The 19,046-nt window shown below is 65.9% G+C and carries 20 protein-coding genes, 1 tRNA gene and 2 pseudogenes; 13 read left to right on the top strand and 10 right to left on the bottom strand.

Annotated elements, in window-relative coordinates:
- Positions 1-31: 31 nt before the first annotated feature.
- Entirely contained in the window at positions 32-598 is a 567-nt protein-coding gene (locus tag ACVISU_RS04025) for an AAA family ATPase (RefSeq protein WP_456706076.1), read from the bottom strand.
- 209 nt (positions 599-807) lie between these two features.
- Here ACVISU_RS04025 and ACVISU_RS04020 point away from each other — a divergent pair, with 209 nt between their 5' ends.
- Entirely contained in the window at positions 808-1,971 is a 1,164-nt protein-coding gene (locus ACVISU_RS04020; RefSeq protein WP_456706075.1) for an ABC transporter substrate-binding protein, read from the top strand.
- A 147-nt stretch (positions 1,972-2,118) separates the two neighbouring features.
- On the opposite strand, the gene ACVISU_RS04015 is transcribed toward ACVISU_RS04020, so the two are convergent.
- The gene (locus ACVISU_RS04015) at positions 2,119-2,928 is read right to left on the bottom strand and encodes an aminoglycoside phosphotransferase family protein (protein WP_456706074.1); all 810 of its coding nucleotides are present in this window, start codon (positions 2,926-2,928) and stop codon (positions 2,119-2,121) included.
- Between the two features lie 204 nt (positions 2,929-3,132).
- Here ACVISU_RS04015 and ACVISU_RS04010 point away from each other — a divergent pair, with 204 nt between their 5' ends.
- Complete coding sequence (locus tag ACVISU_RS04010; protein ID WP_456706073.1) at positions 3,133-4,347, top strand: MFS transporter; 1,215 nt, start codon at positions 3,133-3,135, stop codon at positions 4,345-4,347.
- Positions 4,348-4,375: 28 nt separating this feature from the next.
- Here the strand turns inward: ACVISU_RS04010 and ACVISU_RS04005 are convergent.
- A pseudogene (locus ACVISU_RS04005) lies at positions 4,376-5,021 on the bottom strand (Vgb family protein).
- Positions 5,022-5,110: 89 nt separating this feature from the next.
- The gene (locus ACVISU_RS04000) at positions 5,111-6,331 is read right to left on the bottom strand and encodes a helix-turn-helix domain-containing protein (protein WP_456706072.1); all 1,221 of its coding nucleotides are present in this window, start codon (positions 6,329-6,331) and stop codon (positions 5,111-5,113) included.
- Between the two features lie 89 nt (positions 6,332-6,420).
- On the opposite strand from ACVISU_RS04000, the gene ACVISU_RS03995 reads away from it, so the two are divergent.
- A complete protein-coding gene (locus ACVISU_RS03995; protein ID WP_456706071.1) occupies positions 6,421-6,672 on the top strand; it encodes a hypothetical protein in 252 nt (83 codons plus the stop codon).
- Positions 6,673-6,939: 267 nt separating this feature from the next.
- Positions 6,940-7,506, top strand: coding sequence for a histidine phosphatase family protein (locus ACVISU_RS03990; protein WP_456706070.1), 567 nt, complete (start codon positions 6,940-6,942; stop codon positions 7,504-7,506).
- Positions 7,507-7,522: 16 nt separating this feature from the next.
- Here the strand turns inward: ACVISU_RS03990 and ACVISU_RS03985 are convergent, their stop codons facing one another.
- Complete coding sequence (locus ACVISU_RS03985; RefSeq protein WP_456706069.1) at positions 7,523-7,876, bottom strand: MmcQ/YjbR family DNA-binding protein; 354 nt, start codon at positions 7,874-7,876, stop codon at positions 7,523-7,525.
- 186 nt (positions 7,877-8,062) lie between these two features.
- On the opposite strand from ACVISU_RS03985, the gene ACVISU_RS03980 reads away from it, so the two are divergent.
- The 5 genes and pseudogenes from ACVISU_RS03980 (at position 8,063) to ACVISU_RS03960 (ending at position 12,005) form a co-directional block, all read left to right on the top strand.
- A complete protein-coding gene (locus ACVISU_RS03980) occupies positions 8,063-8,683 on the top strand; it encodes a PadR family transcriptional regulator (RefSeq protein ID WP_050406495.1) in 621 nt (206 codons plus the stop codon).
- A 23-nt stretch (positions 8,684-8,706) separates the two neighbouring features.
- Complete coding sequence (locus tag ACVISU_RS03975; RefSeq protein ID WP_456706068.1) at positions 8,707-9,357, top strand: O-methyltransferase; 651 nt, start codon at positions 8,707-8,709, stop codon at positions 9,355-9,357.
- 121 nt (positions 9,358-9,478) lie between these two features.
- Positions 9,479-10,170 (top strand): annotated as a pseudogene (locus tag ACVISU_RS03970) (GNAT family N-acetyltransferase).
- A gap of 99 nt (positions 10,171-10,269) precedes the next feature.
- Positions 10,270-11,145 (top strand): glyoxalase III HchA, encoded by an 876-nt coding sequence (gene hchA, locus ACVISU_RS03965; protein ID WP_456706067.1) that lies wholly within the window; start codon positions 10,270-10,272, stop codon positions 11,143-11,145.
- A 71-nt stretch (positions 11,146-11,216) separates the two neighbouring features.
- The gene (locus ACVISU_RS03960; RefSeq protein WP_456706066.1) at positions 11,217-12,005 is read left to right on the top strand and encodes a PA1136 family autoinducer-binding transcriptional regulator; all 789 of its coding nucleotides are present in this window, start codon (positions 11,217-11,219) and stop codon (positions 12,003-12,005) included.
- A gap of 85 nt (positions 12,006-12,090) precedes the next feature.
- Here ACVISU_RS03960 and ACVISU_RS03955 read toward each other — a convergent pair whose 3' ends face one another.
- From ACVISU_RS03955 to ACVISU_RS03945, 3 genes are all read right to left on the bottom strand, one after another.
- Positions 12,091-13,416, bottom strand: coding sequence for a TROVE domain-containing protein (locus ACVISU_RS03955; RefSeq protein WP_456706065.1), 1,326 nt, complete (start codon positions 13,414-13,416; stop codon positions 12,091-12,093).
- 327 nt (positions 13,417-13,743) lie between these two features.
- Positions 13,744-13,816: transfer RNA gene (locus ACVISU_RS03950), tRNA-Ser, on the bottom strand.
- An 844-nt stretch (positions 13,817-14,660) separates the two neighbouring features.
- Complete coding sequence (locus ACVISU_RS03945; RefSeq protein ID WP_456706064.1) at positions 14,661-15,326, bottom strand: substrate-binding domain-containing protein; 666 nt, start codon at positions 15,324-15,326, stop codon at positions 14,661-14,663.
- Positions 15,327-15,390: 64 nt separating this feature from the next.
- Here ACVISU_RS03945 and ACVISU_RS03940 point away from each other — a divergent pair, with 64 nt between their 5' ends.
- From ACVISU_RS03940 to ACVISU_RS03930, 3 genes are all read left to right on the top strand, one after another.
- On the top strand, positions 15,391-15,789 hold the full coding sequence (locus tag ACVISU_RS03940) for an MFS transporter (RefSeq protein WP_456706063.1): 399 nt from the start codon (positions 15,391-15,393) through the stop codon (positions 15,787-15,789).
- Entirely contained in the window at positions 15,789-16,403 is a 615-nt protein-coding gene (locus ACVISU_RS03935) for an MFS transporter (protein ID WP_456706062.1), read from the top strand. The genes ACVISU_RS03940 and ACVISU_RS03935 overlap by 1 nt, the downstream gene beginning before the upstream one ends.
- A 62-nt stretch (positions 16,404-16,465) precedes the next feature.
- Positions 16,466-16,810 (top strand): Lin0512 family protein, encoded by a 345-nt coding sequence (locus tag ACVISU_RS03930; RefSeq protein ID WP_050406487.1) that lies wholly within the window; start codon positions 16,466-16,468, stop codon positions 16,808-16,810.
- A 31-nt stretch (positions 16,811-16,841) separates the two neighbouring features.
- On the opposite strand, the gene ACVISU_RS03925 is transcribed toward ACVISU_RS03930, so the two are convergent.
- Positions 16,842-17,711 carry an SDR family oxidoreductase gene (locus tag ACVISU_RS03925; protein ID WP_456706061.1) on the bottom strand — a complete coding sequence of 290 codons (870 nt, stop codon included), beginning with the start codon at positions 17,709-17,711 and terminating at the stop codon, positions 16,842-16,844.
- 78 nt (positions 17,712-17,789) lie between these two features.
- Here ACVISU_RS03925 and ACVISU_RS03920 point away from each other — a divergent pair, with 78 nt between their 5' ends.
- A complete protein-coding gene (locus tag ACVISU_RS03920; RefSeq protein ID WP_456706060.1) occupies positions 17,790-18,494 on the top strand; it encodes a glutathione S-transferase family protein in 705 nt (234 codons plus the stop codon).
- Here ACVISU_RS03920 and ACVISU_RS03915 read toward each other — a convergent pair.
- Positions 18,491-19,045 (bottom strand): disulfide bond formation protein B, encoded by a 555-nt coding sequence (locus ACVISU_RS03915; protein ID WP_456706059.1) that lies wholly within the window; start codon positions 19,043-19,045, stop codon positions 18,491-18,493. The genes ACVISU_RS03920 and ACVISU_RS03915 overlap by 4 nt on opposite strands.
- Position 19,046 lies beyond the last annotated feature (1 nt).

Genomic DNA, 19,046 nt, shown 5'->3' with positions numbered 1-19,046 from the left:
TCCGAGGCGGGACGTTGTTCTAGGAGTGTCATCATGTCGCTTGCAGTTCGACGCCGCCGAGCGTTGTCAGCACGAAGTCTGCGCGTGCCGACGGCGATATCTTCGGCAGGCTGATGACGTTGTAGCCCAGCCTGGGAAGGGTCTCCATCAGCCGCTGATACTCCGCCGTCGCTGCCTCGAAGCTGTGCCGTCGCTCAGCGTCGTTAACGTAGATCTCGGGCCATGGCGGCGTCATGAACACGCGCGCGTGGTAGCGATGGTTGGAGCAGACCGGATGCAGCACCGGCTCGCCCGTCAATGCCTCCAGCGCGGATGCGGCGTCGACGAGGCCGCGATCGAAGAACACCCATCCGGAATAGGCGTTGGCCTCCGCCATGTCCTTGAGCGCGACGTCGATGGCGCGCCGAAGGAAAGCCGCCGCATCGATCCAGGGCTGCGCCGTGCCGCCGGATGCGAGCTCATCGGTGATGATGCGGCGTCCAGGCTCCTCGACGACCGGATAGCCGCGTCCGCGCAATTCGGCCAGCAAGGTCGATTTTCCGCCGCCGGAGCAGCCGGAGATCAGGACGAAGCGACTGTTCAAGAGATGTCCTTTCATCAATCGTCACAAGGCGCAAGCCGGCGCCCCCGCTGATGCGGGCTGCTCGATAGGCCTGAAGCCCTGGGGAAGGCGCGGAGATGTCTCGACGCGCATGACGAGCATAGCATCGAATGTGACGCAAACGAGGTGCGCTTGACGAATTCTTCAGCGCCGCGCCGGTAATCTCGATCAAGCATCGTTGTATTCTGCTCGAAGGGAAGGCGCACATGGCATCAGGCTCGATCACCTGCATCACGCTCGCACTGGTGCTCTGCGGCGCGACGCTTCAGCCGTCACGTGCTGCTGACCCCGCCGAACCGATCCGTATCGGCGCGGTGTTGCCGTTTTCCGGTGGCGTCGAGCTCTACGGTCAGCAGGCCAGGCTCGGGCTCGATCTCGCCGCTGGGGAAATCAACGCCGCGGGCGGCATTCTCGGCAGGCCGGTCGAGGTGATCTATGCCGACGACAAGACGCGGCCGGAGTCGGCCGCCGAGGCGATGCGTTCGCTGGTCGAGAAAGACGGCGTGCTGGCGGTGGTCGGTCCCATCACCTCGCGCAACCTGAATGCGCTGGTGCCGCTTGCCGAGAGTTCGAAGACGCCGCTGCTCTACGCCACCAATTACGAGGGCGGCAAATGCAGCCGCTATCTGTTTTCGTTCGGCGCGGTGCCGAACCAGGAACTCGGCCAGCTGCTGCCCTACATGACGCAGACCTACGGCGACACGTATTTCCTGCTCGGCGCCGACCGGGTCTGGCCGCATCAGATGTTCAGCATCGCGCAGCCCTTGATCGAGCGGCTCGGCGGCAAGGTGGTCGAGACCAAATATACGCTGGGGACCGAGTCCGATTTCTCGCCGCTGATCAGGGAGATCGCGGCGAGCAAGGCCAAGGTGCTGCTGTTTGCGCTGAAGGGCGACGGCATGGACTTCATCCGGCAGGCCGACGAGGCCGGATTGCTGAAGGACATCACCGTGGCCTTCCTCGGACTGTCCGAGGTCGATCTCATCTTCCGCGGCAAGGGCCAGAATATGGTCACGGTGGTGCCGGCGGTCGCGGCGAGCGAGGATCCCGCGGTCAGGGCGTTCGTGGCGAAGGCCCGCGCTGCCGCGAACCCCGGCGTTGCGGTGTCGAACTATGTGATGACGCACTACAACACCCTGATCGCGCTCAAGGCCGCGGCCGAGAGGGCCGGCAAGCTCGACAAGGAGGCCATCATCGACGCGATGGCCGGTCTCACCATTGCATCGCCGACCGGCCCGGTGACGCTCGGCCAGGATCACCACGTGGCGATGAACATGTTCATCGCCAGGACGCAAGGGACGGAACTGGTGCAGGTCCGTGCGCTCGGCGCCATAACGCCGCAGCCTGGATGCAATCTGGCTGGTCGCTGACAGCACGCCCGACGCCCGCTTTCAGGGGCGAAGCCGACACCCAATCTGACGTCTGGGATATCGTCTTGTGACCCGTGGCGGACCCTGGGCCGGCGTCAGCTAGGTCGACCTGCGCGAGACTAGAAGCTCCACCACGCGAAGCACAATTCAGTCTTCCGAGCGCAGGGCCGCCTCGACGCGCTGGATCAGCCGCTCCCGCATCTCGGGCAAGGCCCCGCCGAGCAGAAGGAAGACGCGGACGATCGGCAAATAGGGCTGCATCGCCGCGGTCAGCGCCGCAGGGGGCATGCCGGCCAGCCGCGCATACTCCGCCTGCAGAGCCGAATTGACCGTGGCCCGCACCGGATCGTCGGCGTAGTCCGGGCCAAGCTCGGCGAGCAAGACATGGCACTGCGCAATCTCGTAGGCGGCAGGCGCGCGGGTCGCGCCGAGCCAGTCGATCAGTCTCGGACCCTGCGCTGTCATGATCACGTTGCCGGGGTGAAGATCGGAATGGCACAGCACGTCATCGGCTGCGAGGTGCTCGATCAGCGCGAGGACGCCAGTGGTGATGCGCTCCGGAAGTACGCTGCCGCCGAACCGCAATCGGGCGTCCATTGCCTCGCGCAACGAGAGTGCGTCCGGCGGTGGCCGCGTCTTGTGAACGGCGAGGCAGAGCGCCGCAAGGATTGCGCCAGCTTGTTCACGCGTGACGGCGCCGGTGCGCGTAGCCTGCATCAGGGTCGGCCCATCGAACCGCGGCAGCACGATGCCGAAGCGCCCGTCCAGGGCAACTTCGCCGAGCACCTCCGGCGCTGGGCCGCCGCCGGCGAAGACCGCGCGGGTCATTTGCGCCTCGTGCTGGACGACCCATTGCGGGATACCTGGCTTGGACAGCTTGACGACCTGACCGGGCGCCCAAGCGTAGACATCAGCGAAAAGTCCATCGCCGATCTTCTCTCCCAGCGATCCCTGCATGCCCGTTCTCCGCCGTGATGGAGGAAACACCGGCGGCGCGCAAAAAGGAACCCCTCCCGTCGCGGGGCCGCCCGACACCATGATCGCGTTTCAACTGCCGAGGCCTTCCGACTTCGAAAAAATGAGCTGGCGCGTGCGGTGGCTGTCGGTTCCAGGCCGGTCCGTTCGTCTTTCAGCCGGAACGAGCTGCATGGGAGTTCTGGAATGACCAACTCGACCTATCGCTGGGTGATTGTCGCAGCCGGCGGCCTGCTTGGTTGCGTCGCGATCGGCGGCATGTTTTCGCTGCCGGTGTTCCTGCAGCCGATGGCGCGGGAGACCGGCTGGTCGGTGACCGGCATCTCCAGCGCGATGACGATCGGCTTCCTCGCAATGGCCTTCACCAGCATGATCTGGGGCACGCTGTCCGACCGCTTCGGGCCGCTCCCGGTGGTGCTGACCGGATCGGTCGTGTTGGCGGCGAGCCTCGCACTGGCAAGCCAGGCACCGTCGCTGCTGGCATTTCAGTTTCTGTTCGGGGCGCTGGTCGGCGCGGCGACGGCCGCGATCTTCGCCCCGATGATGGCCTGCGTCACCGGCTGGTTCGACACCCATCGCAGCCTTGCCGTCTCGCTGGTGTCGGCCGGCATGGGCATGGCGCCGATGACGATGTCGCCGCTCGCGGCCTGGCTGATCTCCCATCAGGACTGGCGGACGTCGATGCTGATCATCTCAGGCGTGGTCGGCGCGATCATGATCCCGGTCTCGTTTCTGGTGCGCCGTCCGCCGGCGCTGCAGGGCGGCCATGCTGAAGTGGCGAGCACGAGCGGTGAGCCGCCGATGTCATTGGCGCAGGCGCTGCGCTCGCCGCAATTCATCATCCTGATCGCGACCAATTTCTTCTGCTGCGCCACCCATTCCGGACCGATCATCCACACGGTGAGCTACGCGGTCACCTGCGGCATTCCGATGGTCGCGGCGGTGACGATCTACAGCGTGGAAGGGCTCGCCGGCATGGGCGGCCGCATCGCCTTCGGCCTGCTCGGTGACCGTTTCGGCGCCAAGCGCGTGCTGGTGCTGGGGCTGCTGGCGCAGGCGTTCGGCGCGCTCGGTTACGTCTTCGTGCGCGAGCTTGCCGCGTTCTACGCCGTCGCGGCGATCTTCGGCTTCATCTATGCCGGCACCATGCCGCTGTATTCCGTGCTGATCCGCGAGAATTTCCCACTGCGGATGCTTGGCACCGTGATCGGCGGCACAGCGATGGCCGGCAGCCTCGGCATGGCGACCGGTCCGTTGGCCGGCGGCCTGATCTACGACACTTTCGCGAGCTATACGTGGCTCTATGTCGGCTCCTGGGCCGTCGGCCTCGGCGCGTTCCTGATCATGATGACCTTCCGGCCGATGGCGGCGCGGCCCGCGGCGGTGCCGGCGCCGGCGTGAGGCTGGTGCGCGCGTGAAGCCCTCTGCTTCACGCGCGGCTGCGTTTCGGCCGCCGGATGGCGCGCACCTTGTTGTTGGTCGAGCCGCTGCCGCAGAAGAAACCGGTCCTTGCCGTCGGATTCGAGCCCCGAGACGAACACGCCCTTCGGCATCTCGAGCCGTTCCATCACCTCGCCGGTCTGCGGATCGATCCGCCTGACGTCGCTCTGGTCCTCTTCCCAGGTGCCGTGCCAGAGTTCGCCATCGACCCAGGAGACGCCGGTGACGAACCGGTTGCTTTCGATGGTGCGCAAAACCTTGCCGGTTTCCGGATCGACCTGAACGATGGTGCGGTCGCGATACTGGCCGACCCACAGCGAGCCTTCCGCCCAGGCAAGCCCCGAGTCGCGGCCGCCGCCGGGCGAGGGGATCGTGGACACCACGCGTCCGCTGTTCGGCTCGATCTTCAGGATACGGTCCTCGGCGATCTGATAGAGGTGCTTGCCGTCGAACGCGGTGCCGGCATGGGCCGCGATATCGAGAGTGCGGGTGGTATTGCCGCTGTCGGGATCGAAGGCGATCAGCTGGCCTCCGGCCGCGAACCAGACCTGCTTGCCGTCGAAGCTGACGCCGCCGACGCTCTCGACGCCTTCGAAGGCATATTCCCGGATGATCTCGGCCTCGGACTTCTTCATGCGGCGCTCCAGATTCCTGTTTTGACGCGTTTTCTTCACGCGAACCGATACCCACTTCGCTCGAAAACGCTTTTGATTGCTGCCTGATTCTAGCCGTTCGGCAGCGGGGCAGGGAGTAACAACGTCGTCGTGAATCCCGGCACCGGCGGCGTCATCCAGCGTCGGGCGCGGGCGCGGCCGACCGACTGCACCTTGCCCGTGGCGGCCAGCGCGTCGAGTGCGCGCTGCACCGTGCGCTGGCTCGCGCCCAGCGCCACCGCTAGCGCCGAGCTCGACCAGGCCTCGCCATCGGCGAGGAAGGCCAGCACCGCCGCATGCTCCTCCTCGACCGGCAGTGCCAGCACGCTGACCTCGCGGCGGCCATGCGGCTCCAGCACGAAGCCGTCAGGCGTCGCGCTGAGATCGGCGAGCGGCAGCAAGGCCCGGCGCAACCGTCCGATCTCGACTCGCAGACGTGCCCTGTGCGATTCATCGGCGTGCTTGCCGCGGAACGCGCGCGCGATCAGCGTGGCACGCGAGACGTCCTGCGGCCACGCTTCGCCAAGCGCGCGGGCGAGCGCAAACAGCACCGGCCGTCGTGTCAGCGAGACCGTGGTGCCGCTGTCGCGCACGACGTAGCGGCAGGCATCGACGACGAGTGCCTCCGATGCCATCAGCGCCTCGACCTCTTCGAGCAGCAGAGGCCGCTCGTGACCGCGCGCGATCAGGCGTGCCGCGGGCGTGGCGAGCAGGTGAGCGGTGCTTTCGACCTCGGCCGCAAGCGCGGCGATGCGGGCGCGCCGTGCGGCATCCCTTGCCCGTGCCAGCGCCTCGCGCGCCAGCTTGGTCCGCAGCCGCCGCATCGCGATTCCGGCGACGACCAGTTCATGCCCGACCCGCAGCGCCGGCGGGAAGGGCGCCGGGTCGAGGTCATCGAGCATGCGCTCGGCCGCATCGAGGCTCCCGATCAACAGCAGGCGGCGGATCTCGAGATAGCCGGCGTGCGCGGCGTTGAGCGCGTCGCCGCGTGCCCCGAGCGTTGCCCGCGCCGCGGCGAGGCTCTTGCTGGGAAATGACAGGTCGCGCGACACCAGCGCGATTTCCGCTTCGGCCACCACGCAGCGCGCCCGCGCGACCGCTTCACGCGGACCGAAGCCGCGGCCCGCGCGCCGCAACAGCTCCTTGGCGCGGGCGAAATCGCCGAGCCGGGCCATCGCGATGCCGCGCAGCGCCAGCGCCGGCGCATCGTCGCGCAGGGCCACCCGTTTCAGTGCGCCGAGGGGATCACCCGCCGCGAGCGCGCGCGCCGCTGCCGTAATCAGCGAATCCATTCGAATCCCGACACACTTGTCACTCTCGCCCTCCGAAGACCGATCCTAACCTAGCACATGGCGACATGGATCATCTCCAGAGAGATCGAATGATGACCGGAGTAGAGACACGTGAGGATTGGTTGAAAGGCCGCATCAGCGGCCGCGGAGCCATGGTCGCGCGCTGGCTGTCGCTGGCGGCGGCGCCGACCTTCGCCGTGATGGCGCTGGTGGCCGCGCTGGCGCCGGCCGAGATGATCTGTGGTGCCACGCAGGGACCGTTCTCGTTGCAGGGCATGGTCCCGATGTACGCGCTGATGAGCGCATTTCACCTGGCGCCGTGGTTGCGCCTGTTCCGATGACAGCTTCATTCCTCCGGCAGCGTGAAGACCGCGCATGGTTGCGCGATGCCGCAGCGACACCGCGCGCATTGCTGCCTCGCATGCACTGCGCGTGCTCGGCGGACCGGATGCGCATCGTGTTCACCGAACGGCTTGGCGTGCCGGCTGCGCAGTATCGCGCGAGTTTTCGCAGATTGTGACGCCGTTCATGAAGCGGAAGCCGGATCTGCGATAGAGTCAACCTATCCGAATTTATCCGCAACAATGCAATTTTCACGCGAGGCTGACATGGACGCGCTCACGCTTTACATCATCCGCCATGCCGAGAAGCCGGGCGAATCCTGGCCGGGACCCGGCTTTACCGCGGACGGTGTGTCCGATACCGAGTCGCTGGTGCTCCGCGGCTGGCAGCGCGCCGGCGCATGGACGGCATTGTTCGGTACCGATCTGACGACCGGCGATTATGCCAAGCCCGATGCGATCTATGCCGCGACGCCGGGCACCACGCCCGATCGGCCGCCGTCGAGCCGTCCCGCCGAGACGATTTCGGCGCTCGCCGCACGTTGCGGCATCACACCGAACGAAGATTTCGGCAAGGGTGATGAGCCGGCGCTGATGAAGGCCATATTGGCGCTGAAGGGTGTCGTGCTGCTGTGCTGGGAGCACAAGGCGATCATCGCCGACATCCTGCCGCTGATCCCGGTCAGCAAGGGCAAGCCGCCGACCAAATGGGAGAGCAGCCGCTTCGACGTCGTGCTGCGCTTCGAGCGTGCCAAGGGCGACGACAAGTTCGCCTTCAAGGAGCTGTTTCCGAAACTGCTGTCGGGCGATTCCGACAAGCCATTGGGTGGCTGAACCGCGGCCGCGCCGATCAGTCGAGCCCGAGCGCCTTGCGCGATTTCCGCGTCAGCTTGGATGCGATCAGCGCATGCGCCTGACCGAGATAGGCCTTGAGCTCGGCGTCGGGCAGGGCGTCGTTGCCGATCAATTGCACCCATTTGGCGCGCGCCAGATACGGCGCCGGCCGCGCCAGCTCCTGCTCGATCAGAAGCTGATAGGCCATGTTCGAGGTCTTGAACATGAAGCCGCCGGTGCTCGCGACGAAGCCGCCGGCCAGCGCGAACATCTTGCCGCCGACCTTGAACACGGATGTGCCCTCCCATTGCACGAACTTGGTGGCGGCGGGCAGGCGCAGGCAACGGGCTTCGAAGGTTTTTGGGCGCATGAATCGATGGAACTGGGGGCTTCAAAGCCATAGGCCAGCTGCACCAATGCCGACAAGTCTCGGGTGAGCCGGCAGTCCCGGCCGACGATTTGCCCTGGAGCTCACGAAAATGTGGGTTGTCGCCAAAGTATCTATCGATATATCGGAAGATATGTTTTCAGTAAGGAAATGGAAATGAGACGATCGATGTTTGGCGGCCGGGACGATGACGGCTTCCGGTTTGGCTTCTTCGCCATGGGCCGGCACGGCCGTGGCGGTCACCGCTTTGGCCGCGGCGGCCATGGCTTCTTTGGACGGGGCGGCAGCGGCGACTTTCCGGGATCGCGGCGGCTCTCGTCGCAGGATCTGCAACTCGTCATCCTGGCGCTGCTCGGCGAGCAGCCGGCGCATGGCTATGAGCTGATCAAGAAGATCGAGGAGCGGTCGGACGGCTTCTACAGTCCAAGCCCGGGCGTGATCTATCCGGCGCTGACCTTCCTCGAGGAGATCGGCCATGCCAGCGTCACCCAGGATGCGGCGCGCAAGCTCTACAGCATCACCGAGCAGGGCAAGGCGCATCTCGCCGAGAACCGCGCCACCGCGGACACCATTCTCGAAGCGCTGTCGCGGATCGGCCGCCGCATGGACGAGGTGCGCGAAGCCTTCGCCGGCGTCAGCGATCTCGATGGCGAGGCTTCCGACGACGTGCACCGCGCCCGTCATGCGCTGAAGAGCGCGCTGCGCCAGAAGCGCGGCTGCGATGCCGCCGAGGCGCGCCGCATCGCGAAAATCCTCGACCGTGCTGCCGCCGAAATCCTGCAGCAATGACGCAATCGCAAAGGAGACCCTTCATGTACAACGCTGAACCGCACAGTGCGATTGCTGACGCCCGCATTGCCGCCGTCATCGCGCGCCTGCAGGTCTCGCGCCCCAGGCCGGCTGCGGGCGGTCCGCGCGGCAATCCAGCGATGAGCCGCGATCCGAACGATTATGCCGAGCAGGGATTTTCGATCCACCCGGAGCAGGGCGAATTGATCTATCTGCTGTGCCGCGGCCTGCGCGCCAAACGCGTCGTCGAGTTCGCGACGTCCGTTGGAATGTCGACGCTGTATTTCGCAGCCGCGATGCGCGACAATGGCGGCGGCACGGTGATCGGCTCTGAGATCGTGCCGGCCAAGGTTCAGGCCGCGAAGCGCAATCTCGCCGAGGCCGGCCTTGCCGACTACGCCGAGATCCGCGAGGGCGACGCGCGCCAGACGCTGCGCGATCTCGGTGGTCTCGTCGACTTCATCCTGATCGACGGCTGGCCGGGCGACAGCGGACCGACGCTGGCACGGCAGGTGATCGAGATCGTCGCCCCACAGCTTCGCGTCGGCGGCTATGTCATGAACGACAATGCCGAGGCGGATTTCCTGGAGTTCGTGCGCGACCCCAGGAACGGCTTCGTGTCGATCACGCTGCCGCTCAAGGGCGGTACCGAGCTCTGCCTGAAGGTAGGTTAAGGATCGGTTCGGCCCGGCGAAATCCCGCTGGCGTGATTGTGAGCCGCAACGACATCCCGCCACGCTGGATTTTGTCGGCGCTTCTTGCTCTCTTCGAAGAAAATCAGGAGCGAAGCGCCGCATGTCCGAAGTCCCTCCCATCCATCCGCTTGATCGCCCGATCTGGAGCGCGCTGACCACAAGGCAACGGGACCTTGCGGAGGGCGGTACTGAGGCGCGACGCTTTCCCGTTGCGATCGCTCCCTTCGCCGACATGGTCGACATGTCGCTAGGGAGTTTTGCCTCACTCGGCGCGCTGTTATCGGGGCCAGACATCGCGGTGCTGTTCACGCCAGATCCGGTCATCGCGCCGCCGGAGTTCAAGGTGCTGCTGGCCGAGACCGGCGAGCAGATGATCGGCACACCGGCGGAGTTTTCTCTGTCCGGCGTCGAGATCGTCAGGCTCGGTGTCGTCGATGTTCCTGCGATGATGACGCTGACGGACATGACAAAACCCGGACCGTTCAGCGCGCGGACCCATGAGCTTGGCAACTTTTTCGGCATTCGCGTTGGCGGCGAGCTGGTATGACCGGGGAACGGATGAAGCCGGGGAACTATACCGAGATGACCGCGGTCTGCGTGCATCCGGACCATCGCGGCCGCGGCTACGCCCAGGCGCTGCTGTCGGCGGTCGGCCGCCAGATCGTGGCGCGCGGCGAGATTCCGTTCCTGCACGTCTTCACCAGCAACGTCTCGGCGATCGCGCTCTACCGCCGCCAGGGCATGGAGATCCGCCGCCGTCTGCACGTCACGGTGCTGCAGAAGCAGGGGTAGGGGTGTTCGGCAAGGTGGATTGAGGGAAATCCCTCATTCGTGATTTCGCCCGTCGTGCTTAGCTTTGCCGGACCGCAACACACGAGAGAGGATATCTCGATGACCGAGCAATCCCAGGACAAGCGTCCCGTAGCCGATCGGGCGGAGAACAACGCCTTCTTTCCGTCGCCTTACTCGCTTGGGCAATTCACCTCGGCCAAGTCGGATCTGTCCGGCGCGGACTATCCCAACGCGTACAGGGGTGGTCGCTGGAAAATTCTGATGATTGCCGCGGACGAGCGCTATCTGCTGTTGCAGAACGGCACGATGTTCTCGACCGGCAACCATCCCGTCGAGACCTTGTTGCCGATGTATCATCTCGACAAGGCCGGCTTCGAGTTCGACATCGCTACCGTGTCGGGCAATCCGGTCAAGTTTGAGCTGTGGGCGTTCCCGAACCAGGACGACGCGGTCAAGAGCATCTACCAGAAGTATCTCGGCAAGCTGAAGCAGCCGCTGAAACTCTCCGACGTGATCGAACGCAAGCTCGGCAAGGATTCCGATTACATCGCGGTGTTCATTCCCGGCGGCCATGGTGCGTTGATCGGCCTTCCTGAAAGCCTCGACGTCAAGGCCACCTTGAAATGGGCGCTCGACAACGACAAGCATATCGTCTCGCTCTGCCATGGTCCGGCGGCGCTTCTGGCGTCCGCAGTCGGCGAAGCCAAGGGCGACTATCCTTTCAGGGGTTACAAGATCTGCGCATTCCCCGATGCCATCGATCGGACGACGCCCGACATCGGTTACATGCCGGGTGCGCTAACCTGGGCCTTTGGCGAGGAGCTGCAGGCGCTCGGCGTCGAGATCCTGAACAAGGACATCACCGGCAAGACGCATCAGGATCGCAAGCTGATCACCGGAGACAGTCCCTTCGCCGCCAACAATGTCGGCAAGGCAGCGGCCAAGGCCTTGCTCGATACGCTTGGCGGGCGTTGAGGCCATCGGCCCGGCTCGAGGCGGCACGACGAACCCGCCACGCCGCCCGCGGCCGGACAACGGTGCGCGCCTTGCAGGTCCACCTGGCTTGGGAGAAAGTCCTCAACGGGCACGGTCGCGCTCGACGGGGTTTCCCGGGATACGATGGCATCTGCATGGACCACTACATCGAAGCCGTGGTTGCGATCGAGGGCAGCGGGAGCTTGTCCGCGATTCAGGCGGCTGTGCGGTCGGCGAGCGGGCCGCTCGGCTACGACCGCTTCGTGATGTTCTCGGCGTCCCCCTCACGCGAGGACCTGGTCGACAGGATCTACTGGGTCGAGGGCGACTGGTTCGGCAGAGGCGTGACGGTCGATGCCGAGACCTATGTCCGGCACTGTCCGGTCACGCGCAACTTCCTCAATGTGGATGAGGCGTTTTTCTGGACCAAGGTGATGTCGGCGCGCGGCGAGAAATACCGCGTGGTGCGCGCGCCGCGCGGGCCCGGTTTCCATGGATTGCAGGTCCCGGTGTTCGGGCGTACTGGCCTAGAGGGCGCGATGAGCTTCGCCGGAACGCGGATCGACGCGTCGGCGCGGGCGCGTGTGGCCCTGACGATGATCGGCTCCGCGGCCTTTCGCGCCGCCCGCCGGTTGTTGGAAGCGCGCGAGGCCAACGGTGCGTCGACCCTGTCGCCGCGCGAGCGCGAGGTGTTGCGCTGGATCGCCGCCGGTCGGCGCCAGGCCGACATCGCGGCCTCGCTGGGGCTCTCCGAACGCACGGTCGAGAACCATTTGCGGCGTGCGCGGCTGCGCCTTGGTGTCGCGACGACGGCGCAGGCCATCCGGCTCGCGATCCGCAGCGGCGAGATCGAGGATTGATGCGGTCCTCCGCGGCGATCACGTAAAAAAATGTTGGGCCCGGGCGCGCATCGCGCGTCCGGGCCCGTTGTTGTTGATGCAGACGTCAATGTGCGGTTGCTTCCGACGCCGCGATCCACGCGATCACGGCCTCGGAGAAGCCGTCGACCCGGGTCCACGGGCCGTGTCCGACACCGTGCTGGTAGGACGCCACGTTGACCATGTATCCGCGCCCCCTGGGGGCGGGCACCTGGTCGTGGCTCTGCTCGTCGGTGAAGACGATCAGGCGATCGCCCTTGCGGTCGATCTCCGTCACCGCCTTGCCGAGATACGTCCCGCCATGCGGCTGCGAGCCGATGATCGCATCGCGCAGCGCGAAGCCACGGCGCGGCGGCAGCTTCACGACCTCATTGCTGAACGTGAAGATCTCCACCTCGTCGCAGACCTCGCGGGCGAGGATCGCGAGCCCGCAGGCCGCTTCCGCCCGGGTCATTTCAGACTGGGCCGAGAGTGGCGTGAACATCGAACCCGACACGTCGATCAGGAGCCGCGTGCGGCCGTCCAGCCGCGCGTAGTCCTTGACCGACTTCAGCATCGCGGCCTCGAGCTCGGGCTCGAAGTCGGGTGCATAGCGCGCCGCCGTGATGAAGCGGTAGGGCAGGATACGATCCGTCCGCATCGCCTCGATCGCGTCCGCAACGGTCCGGCGCGGCACCTCCGCCTTCTGCATCAGGCGCAGGTTGCGCAGCAGCGCCAGCCCGCCGAGCCGCTTCTCGGCGATCAGCCGCTCGAAAGTCTCGCGCTTGTCCTTGCCGGACGAGAGCGAAACCTCCCAGGTGTCGGGCGAGGCCAGCTCGCCGTCGACGAGCTGCTTCCACACCTTCTCCTGCGCGGCGTCCTTCGGCTTGGCATGAACCAGGAACAGCACGTCCTTGATCCGCACCGCGCCGTCGCGATCGTACTTCGCGAGCTGGTAGGCGTCGAACCTGGTGAGCGCCCGCGCCAGTCCCTTCTTGATCTGCGCCGAGACCGGCTGACGCTTGCGCTGCTGCTGCGGTCCGAGCGCATCGGCCCAGTAGATCGCAAGCAGCTCGGTCATCTCGTCCGGCCGCTGGATCACCCGCGCCAGCGTATCGGCGACGAGGCCACGGTGGGTCGCGCGCCGTGCCATCTCGCGGACCACCAGCAACGGCGCATGCCGCAGCTTCATGGTCTCGCGGGCGGCGATGGCGAGCTCCGCCACACGCGCTGGCTCGACCTTCGGCACCAGCGCCTTGATGCGATCGGCGATCGCGACGCCATCCTCGTAGAACTGGTTCTCCCACAGGAGGCAGTTCAGCAGCGCGCGCCGAAGCTCCATCTCGGGCGTGAAGCGCTTGCCGCGCGCCCCCTCGCGGGTGAAGGCGCGCATGATCTTGTTGATCGTGGCCATGATGGCCTCCTTTCTGTGTGAGTATGGATTGGAACGTGGTGCCGGGGAACAGACGAGCCTGGACTGCCCTTGCGGGCTTCGCTTGCTCGACCATCGAGCGGCGGACACTTGGTCCGGAGGGAATCGAACCCTCAACTGGCGATCCGAAGTAACAGCACTCTTCACCACCGGCTGTCGGCACGACGTCCTAGCAAACGAAAGCGTTTGCGAGGACGCCATGCCAACGATCGAACACCACGACCCGGGAACAGGCGATTGCTGAGACCCCAGCCGGCAGCTTACCCTGCCGATCGGGAAGCGCTCTACCGCTGAGCTACCAGCGCACATGACGCCGGGCGGGAGTCGAACCCGCGACCTCTCGTTTCACAGACGATGTAACAGCGATCTTCACCACGGGCGTGGAGAGGGTTGGCGGGGAACAGCCGATGCTGTCGCTGCCCTTGCGGGCGAACCGCCTTTCGGCGTGCGGGCCTCGAACCCGCTCGGCACCGAAGTGCCTTACCACGAAGTAACAGACATCTTCACCACCGCCAGACCGATGCTTGCGCATCGGCGAAGGGTACGCTGGGGAACAGGCGATCTCGGATTGGTGGGCGACGCAACACGGCATCATCCTCGCGGATGTAGACCGTGCCGGGGCGCGCGCGAACCCTCGCGAGGCCGCATCCCCGGTGCGTGCGTCAAGCGCGGGCGTCGAGCCCGCATCCACCGGGGAGCGAAGTATCCGGTATCTTCACCACCAGCGTCGGTTGAGCCGCAGCGATGCGGCAAACCGAATAGAAAATTTCGTCGCGGCGCTGTCGACGCGCCGCCGTTTGCGAACTCCTTGGAGTTCACTCTGCCATCGGTGTCCGGCTCATCGCCTCGTTCCCTCCGGCAGGCCCCGCGCGCTTGGGCACGCGCGTGTCCGCGCGGGCCCCGGGATCCGGGTCTCCCGTTCCGGCTTGCGCCGGGCAGTTCAGATGAGCCGTGCTTCGGACAACAAAAAACCCTCCGGAGCGGCTGGCTCGGGAGGGTCCGTGTAAGGCGGACTGTCGACCTCGCATTATGCGAGATCGCTCCCATGAGCCGGGCACACGCTGTCGATCGGCCGGAGGCCGTTCGACAGTCTGCGGAATTTTTCAAATCCGTAATGCATCATCGTGCTCATGTTCGATCGCGAACGGCAGTGCTCGCGAAGGTTGCGGGACATACGCCTCGTCATGGTCGATGTCAACAAGGGAAATGATCGCGATCCAAAAGTTTCAGCGCGGCTTGCGTGTCGTCGTCTTCCGTTTGAGCTCGCTGCTGCGTGTGGCGATCTGCGTCAGCGCATCGGCAAACGCGCGTGCGGCGGGCCCGAGCGGCTCGTCGAGCCGGTGCGCGAGATAGGCCTCCATTGCGAGCGCCGCGTTGCGGCCGAGTGCGCCGGTTTCGACCCGCACCAGGCGACGCTCCTTCAGGTCGCGCGAAACCTGCCAGAGCGGCAGCCGGCCCCAGCCGAGCCCGGCCAGGATCATGGCGTGCTTGGTGTCCTGATTGCTCACCCTGCAAACCTGCGGCGAGAGCACGCCGAAGCTGCGGCCTTCCGACAGCGGCGTCGGATCCGACAGCACGATCTGCAGATGATCGGCGAGGTCGGCGACGCCCTTGCGGCCGCGGCGCGCGAGCGGATGGTCGGCAGAGGCGACGGCTACGATCTGCACGGCGCATATCGCATCGAGCGCAAGGCGGGGATCGCGAAAATCCTCGCCGACGGTGACGGCAAGCGCACTGCGCCGCTCGGTCAAAGCTGCGATCGGGCCGCCCATCGGTTCGACCGCGAGCCGCACGCTCACGGACGGATAGGCCGAGCGCATTTCCGTAAGCGCCGCGTCGACTGCGGCGACCGGAAACAGCGTGTCGACCACCAGCGCGAGTTCCGATTCCACTCCCTCGCCAAGGCCGTGCGCCCGCGCCCGCATCGCGTCGACCCGGAGCAACAGGTCGCGGGCATTGCCGAGCAGCGCCTTTGCCTCGGTCGGCGCGCGCAGGGTGCTGCTGTGCGGCCTTGCGGCGATTGCGCTCGGTGCGGCGTCGGGCGCGCTGGCGCCGCAGCTTGCGGTGCTGCTGGGATCGCGCCTGCTGGAGGGGCTTGGCTTCCTGCTGGTGATGGTTTCCGCCCCCGCATTGCTCAATCGCGTGGTCGATGTCGGTGCGCGCGACATCACCATGGCGGTGTGGAGTTGCGTGATCCCGTTCGGAATCGCGCTGGCGCTGGTCGCAGGTCCGATATTCGACGGCTGGCGCGCGATCTGGTGGGCGAGCGCCGCGTTTGCCGCTCTGCTGTTCGTGCTTGCCAGTGTCATCGTGCCGGAGGTCTCACCGCGCACCGGCCCGGCACGCGCCGGCTGATGCAAGAGGCAACTGCGCTGGCGCGGCGCCGTACGCCAGCGTTTCTAATGGTGCTGTTCGGGCTCTACAGCCTGATGCTCTTTGCAGTGTTCAGCTTCCTGCCGATCCTTCTGACCGAGCGGCTCGGCGTCTCCAGCCAGGGCGCCGGCGGGCTCAGTGCGCTGGCCGCGGCCGGCAACGTCGTCGGCAATCTCGCTGCCGGCAATCTGCTCGCGCGCGGTGTGAGCCGGCCTCTGTTGATTGCAGCTGCCGCTGTCGTCATGGGCGCGTCAGCGCTCGGTATCTTCCTGCCGGTGTTCGGCGGCTGGGGCGCATTCATTCTTTGCCTGGTGTTCTCCGCGATTGGCGGCCTGATCCCGGCGACGTTGCTCGCGACCGCGCCCGCAGCGGCAGGGTCGGCGCCGATGGTGCCGGTCATGATGGGTCTGTTGATGACAGGCAGCAATTTCGGCCAGGTGACGGCTCCCATCGCGGTCGGCGCGGTCGTCTCGGCGTGGGGCTGGAACGCGGCTTGCGTCATGGTGGTTGCCGCTGCAATCCTCGCCGGTCTGGCGGCCTGGATGCTGGCGCGCAGCGATCACAAGCGCGTCAGCGGGGCGAGTGACCCGGCTTGACGGCGCGCGCGCAGGGGTCAAAGGAGTGAAGGTCTCTCACGCCAACGACAACAGGAAATCTCATGACACGCGTGCGCTGTATCACCGAAATGGGCATGGGCGTCGACGTCCACGGCCGCGACGCCACCAAGGCCGCCAAGAGGGCGGTCTCGGACGCGATCCGCCATTCCAGCCTCGGCTTCTTCCGCATGCTCGGCAAGACCGCCAACGACATGTTCGTCGACGTCACGATCGCCGTGCCGAATCCCGAAGCGGTCGATATCGAGGCCGTCGCCAAGGAATTGCCCTATGGCACCAAGACCGTGAAGGCGATCGCGGGTGGGCTCGAGATTCCGTCGGATATCGGCAACGACCCGATCCTGATCGCGAATGCCGCCGTCATCGTCAGCTTCGACGACGGCAAGTAATCGAACGAGCGACGGGCAGCGTGTGCGTGCGTTATTCGTGGCCCTTGAAGTAGTCGGGCTTGCCGGTGGTCCAGGTCTCGCCCCAATGCTGGCCGCCGCCATCGACGGTCAGCGTCTCGCCGGTGATGAACTTGCCGGAGGGCGCGGCGAGATAGACGGCGGCCTCCGCGATGTCCCAGGGCGTGCCCGGGCGCATCATCGGGTTGGAGCGCGGATAGGCGGCGCGCGTCGTCTCGCTGTAGACGTTCCAGCCCTCGGTCTCGATCGCGCCGGGCGCGATGCAATTGATGCGGATGTCGAGCGGCGCCCATTCGACTGCGAGTGCGCGCGACAGCCCGATCACGCCGGAGCGCGCCGCGATCGTGTGCGCGATGCCGTAGAGGCCGTGCGTCGTGACCACGACGATGTTGACGATGCTGCCGCGATGCTTGCGGTCGCGCCAGCGCTGCGCGGCGGCCTGCATCATGTACCAGGTGCCGTTGAGGTTGGTGTTGATGACCGCGTTCCAGCCCTTGATCGAGAAATCGATCGCCGCTTGCGGGAACTGGCCGCCGGCGCTGTTGACGAGATGATCGATACGGCCATGCGCGGTCCACAGCGCGTCGAACATCGCAGCAACCGCGTCGGCATCCCTGATGTCGGCAACGTACGCCGACGCCTTCAGGCCCCGATGGCCGAGATGGTCGACCAGCGCATCGAGCTTGTCGGCATTGCGGCCGATCACGACGACATGCGCGCCGAGCCGGGAGAACAGCCATGCGATGGCGCGGCCGATGCCGCCGGCGCCGCCGGATACGACCACCACCTGACCCGCCAAGGCGCCGGCCGCAAACACGGTCGGATGTGTTGCGAGTTCGTCGTCGGAGAGGTCGAGCGTCGCGCTTGTCTGTTGATCGTTCATGGCCGGTTGCAGACCTTGCGGCTTTCACTTCACTCCGTACACTAGCCATTCGACAACAACCCTGCAAAGAATGTCGACATGACCGATCTGTCTGCCTTTCCCATCACAAAGCGCTGGACCGCCCAGCATCCGGACCGCCTGCAGCTCTATTCGCTGCCAACGCCGAACGGCGTGAAGGTCTCGATCATGCTCGAGGAGATCGGGCTGCCCTATGAGGTCCATCTCGTCGACTTCAACAAGGACGACCAGAAGACGCCGGAGTTCCTGTCGCTGAACCCGAACGGCAAGATCCCGGCGATCCTCGATCCCAACGGCCCCGGCGGCAAGCCGCTGCCGTTGTTCGAGTCCGGCGCGATTCTGCAATATCTCGCTGAGAAGACCGGCAAGCTGTTGCCGACGGATGCCGCGCGCCGCTACCAGGCGATCCAGTGGGTGCATTTCCAGATCGGCGGCTTAGGGCCGATGTTCGGCCAGGTCGGTTTCTTCCATAAATTCGCCGGCAAGGACTACGAGGACAAGCGGCCGCTGCAGCGCTACGTCGCCGAGTCCGCGCGCCTGCTCGGTGTGATGGAGACCCATCTCGAAGGGCGGCAGTGGTTCATGGGTGATGAATACACTATCGCCGACATCTCGATGCTCGGCTGGGTACGCAACCTGATCGGCTTCTACGGCGCGCGCGAACTCGTCGCGTTCGACCAGTTCAAGAACGTCGCCGCCTGGCTGGAGCGCGGTCTGAAGCGGCCGGCCGTAGAACGTGGACTCAATATTCCGAAGCGGCCCTAACTCGCCTGCTTCAGCAACTCATAGACGATCGGATTGTCGGCGCAGGCGGCAAAACCGCATTCGAGCAGGGTTGAAAGCACGTTCAGCGCCGTCAGTCCGACCACCAGCCACACCGCACCCTGCGCGAATTTGCCGGGCGCGACGCCCGGCGCCGCGCGATGGTCGAACTGGCGGTCGAACAGCAGCATGGCCGCGAGCAGGACGATCGCGGCGATGAATCCGGTCAGTGCCCACGTGTAGTAATGATGGCCGAGCAGCGCCGACCCGTAGCCGGCGTCGCCGGGAAGGATGTGCAGCAGCACCTGCCGGGTCGAGACCGCGGCGCCGAGGACAGCTGTCAGCAGCGACAAGGCATAGTGGCTCGGCCGCGGTCCGAAGCGGATGTTCAGGATCGGTCCGATCGCCAGCAGGGCGAAAAGGATGCGCTGCAACAAACATAGCGGGCAAGGTAGCTCGTGCAGCACGAGTTGCGCCGCAAAGGCTGCGGCCAGCAGCAGCGCGAGGCCATAGAGCGCGAGGGCATTGAGGGTCACGGCTTGGGTGTCGGTCATG

This window comes from Bradyrhizobium sp. USDA 4452, assembly GCF_054063575.1.
The sequence above is the reverse complement of the archived record's forward strand: the minus strand, read 5'-3'. Positions and strand labels throughout refer to the sequence as shown.

Excerpts from the sequence above, each read along its gene's own strand:
- ACVISU_RS03995 (WP_456706071.1), top strand. The coding sequence starts at position 6,421 with ATGATGACCGGAGTAGAGACACGTGAGGATTGGTTGAAAGGCCGCATC.
- ACVISU_RS04025 (WP_456706076.1), bottom strand. The coding sequence starts at position 598 with ATGAAAGGACATCTCTTGAACAGTCGCTTCGTCCTGATCTCCGGCTGC.
- ACVISU_RS04010 (WP_456706073.1), top strand. The coding sequence starts at position 3,133 with ATGACCAACTCGACCTATCGCTGGGTGATTGTCGCAGCCGGCGGCCTG.
- ACVISU_RS03915 (WP_456706059.1), bottom strand. The coding sequence starts at position 19,045 with ATGACCGACACCCAAGCCGTGACCCTCAATGCCCTCGCGCTCTATGGC.
- ACVISU_RS03930 (WP_050406487.1), top strand. The coding sequence starts at position 16,466 with ATGACACGCGTGCGCTGTATCACCGAAATGGGCATGGGCGTCGACGTC.
- ACVISU_RS04020 (WP_456706075.1), top strand. The coding sequence starts at position 808 with ATGGCATCAGGCTCGATCACCTGCATCACGCTCGCACTGGTGCTCTGC.
- ACVISU_RS03990 (WP_456706070.1), top strand. The coding sequence starts at position 6,940 with ATGGACGCGCTCACGCTTTACATCATCCGCCATGCCGAGAAGCCGGGC.
- ACVISU_RS03935 (WP_456706062.1), top strand. The coding sequence starts at position 15,789 with ATGCAAGAGGCAACTGCGCTGGCGCGGCGCCGTACGCCAGCGTTTCTA.
- ACVISU_RS03975 (WP_456706068.1), top strand. The coding sequence starts at position 8,707 with ATGTACAACGCTGAACCGCACAGTGCGATTGCTGACGCCCGCATTGCC.
- ACVISU_RS03920 (WP_456706060.1), top strand. The coding sequence starts at position 17,790 with ATGACCGATCTGTCTGCCTTTCCCATCACAAAGCGCTGGACCGCCCAG.
- ACVISU_RS03985 (WP_456706069.1), bottom strand. The coding sequence starts at position 7,876 with ATGCGCCCAAAAACCTTCGAAGCCCGTTGCCTGCGCCTGCCCGCCGCC.
- ACVISU_RS04000 (WP_456706072.1), bottom strand. The coding sequence starts at position 6,331 with ATGGATTCGCTGATTACGGCAGCGGCGCGCGCGCTCGCGGCGGGTGAT.
- ACVISU_RS03980 (WP_050406495.1), top strand. The coding sequence starts at position 8,063 with ATGTTTGGCGGCCGGGACGATGACGGCTTCCGGTTTGGCTTCTTCGCC.
- ACVISU_RS04015 (WP_456706074.1), bottom strand. The coding sequence starts at position 2,928 with ATGCAGGGATCGCTGGGAGAGAAGATCGGCGATGGACTTTTCGCTGAT.
- hchA (WP_456706067.1), top strand. The coding sequence starts at position 10,270 with ATGACCGAGCAATCCCAGGACAAGCGTCCCGTAGCCGATCGGGCGGAG.
- ACVISU_RS03955 (WP_456706065.1), bottom strand. The coding sequence starts at position 13,416 with ATGGCCACGATCAACAAGATCATGCGCGCCTTCACCCGCGAGGGGGCG.
- ACVISU_RS03925 (WP_456706061.1), bottom strand. The coding sequence starts at position 17,711 with ATGAACGATCAACAGACAAGCGCGACGCTCGACCTCTCCGACGACGAA.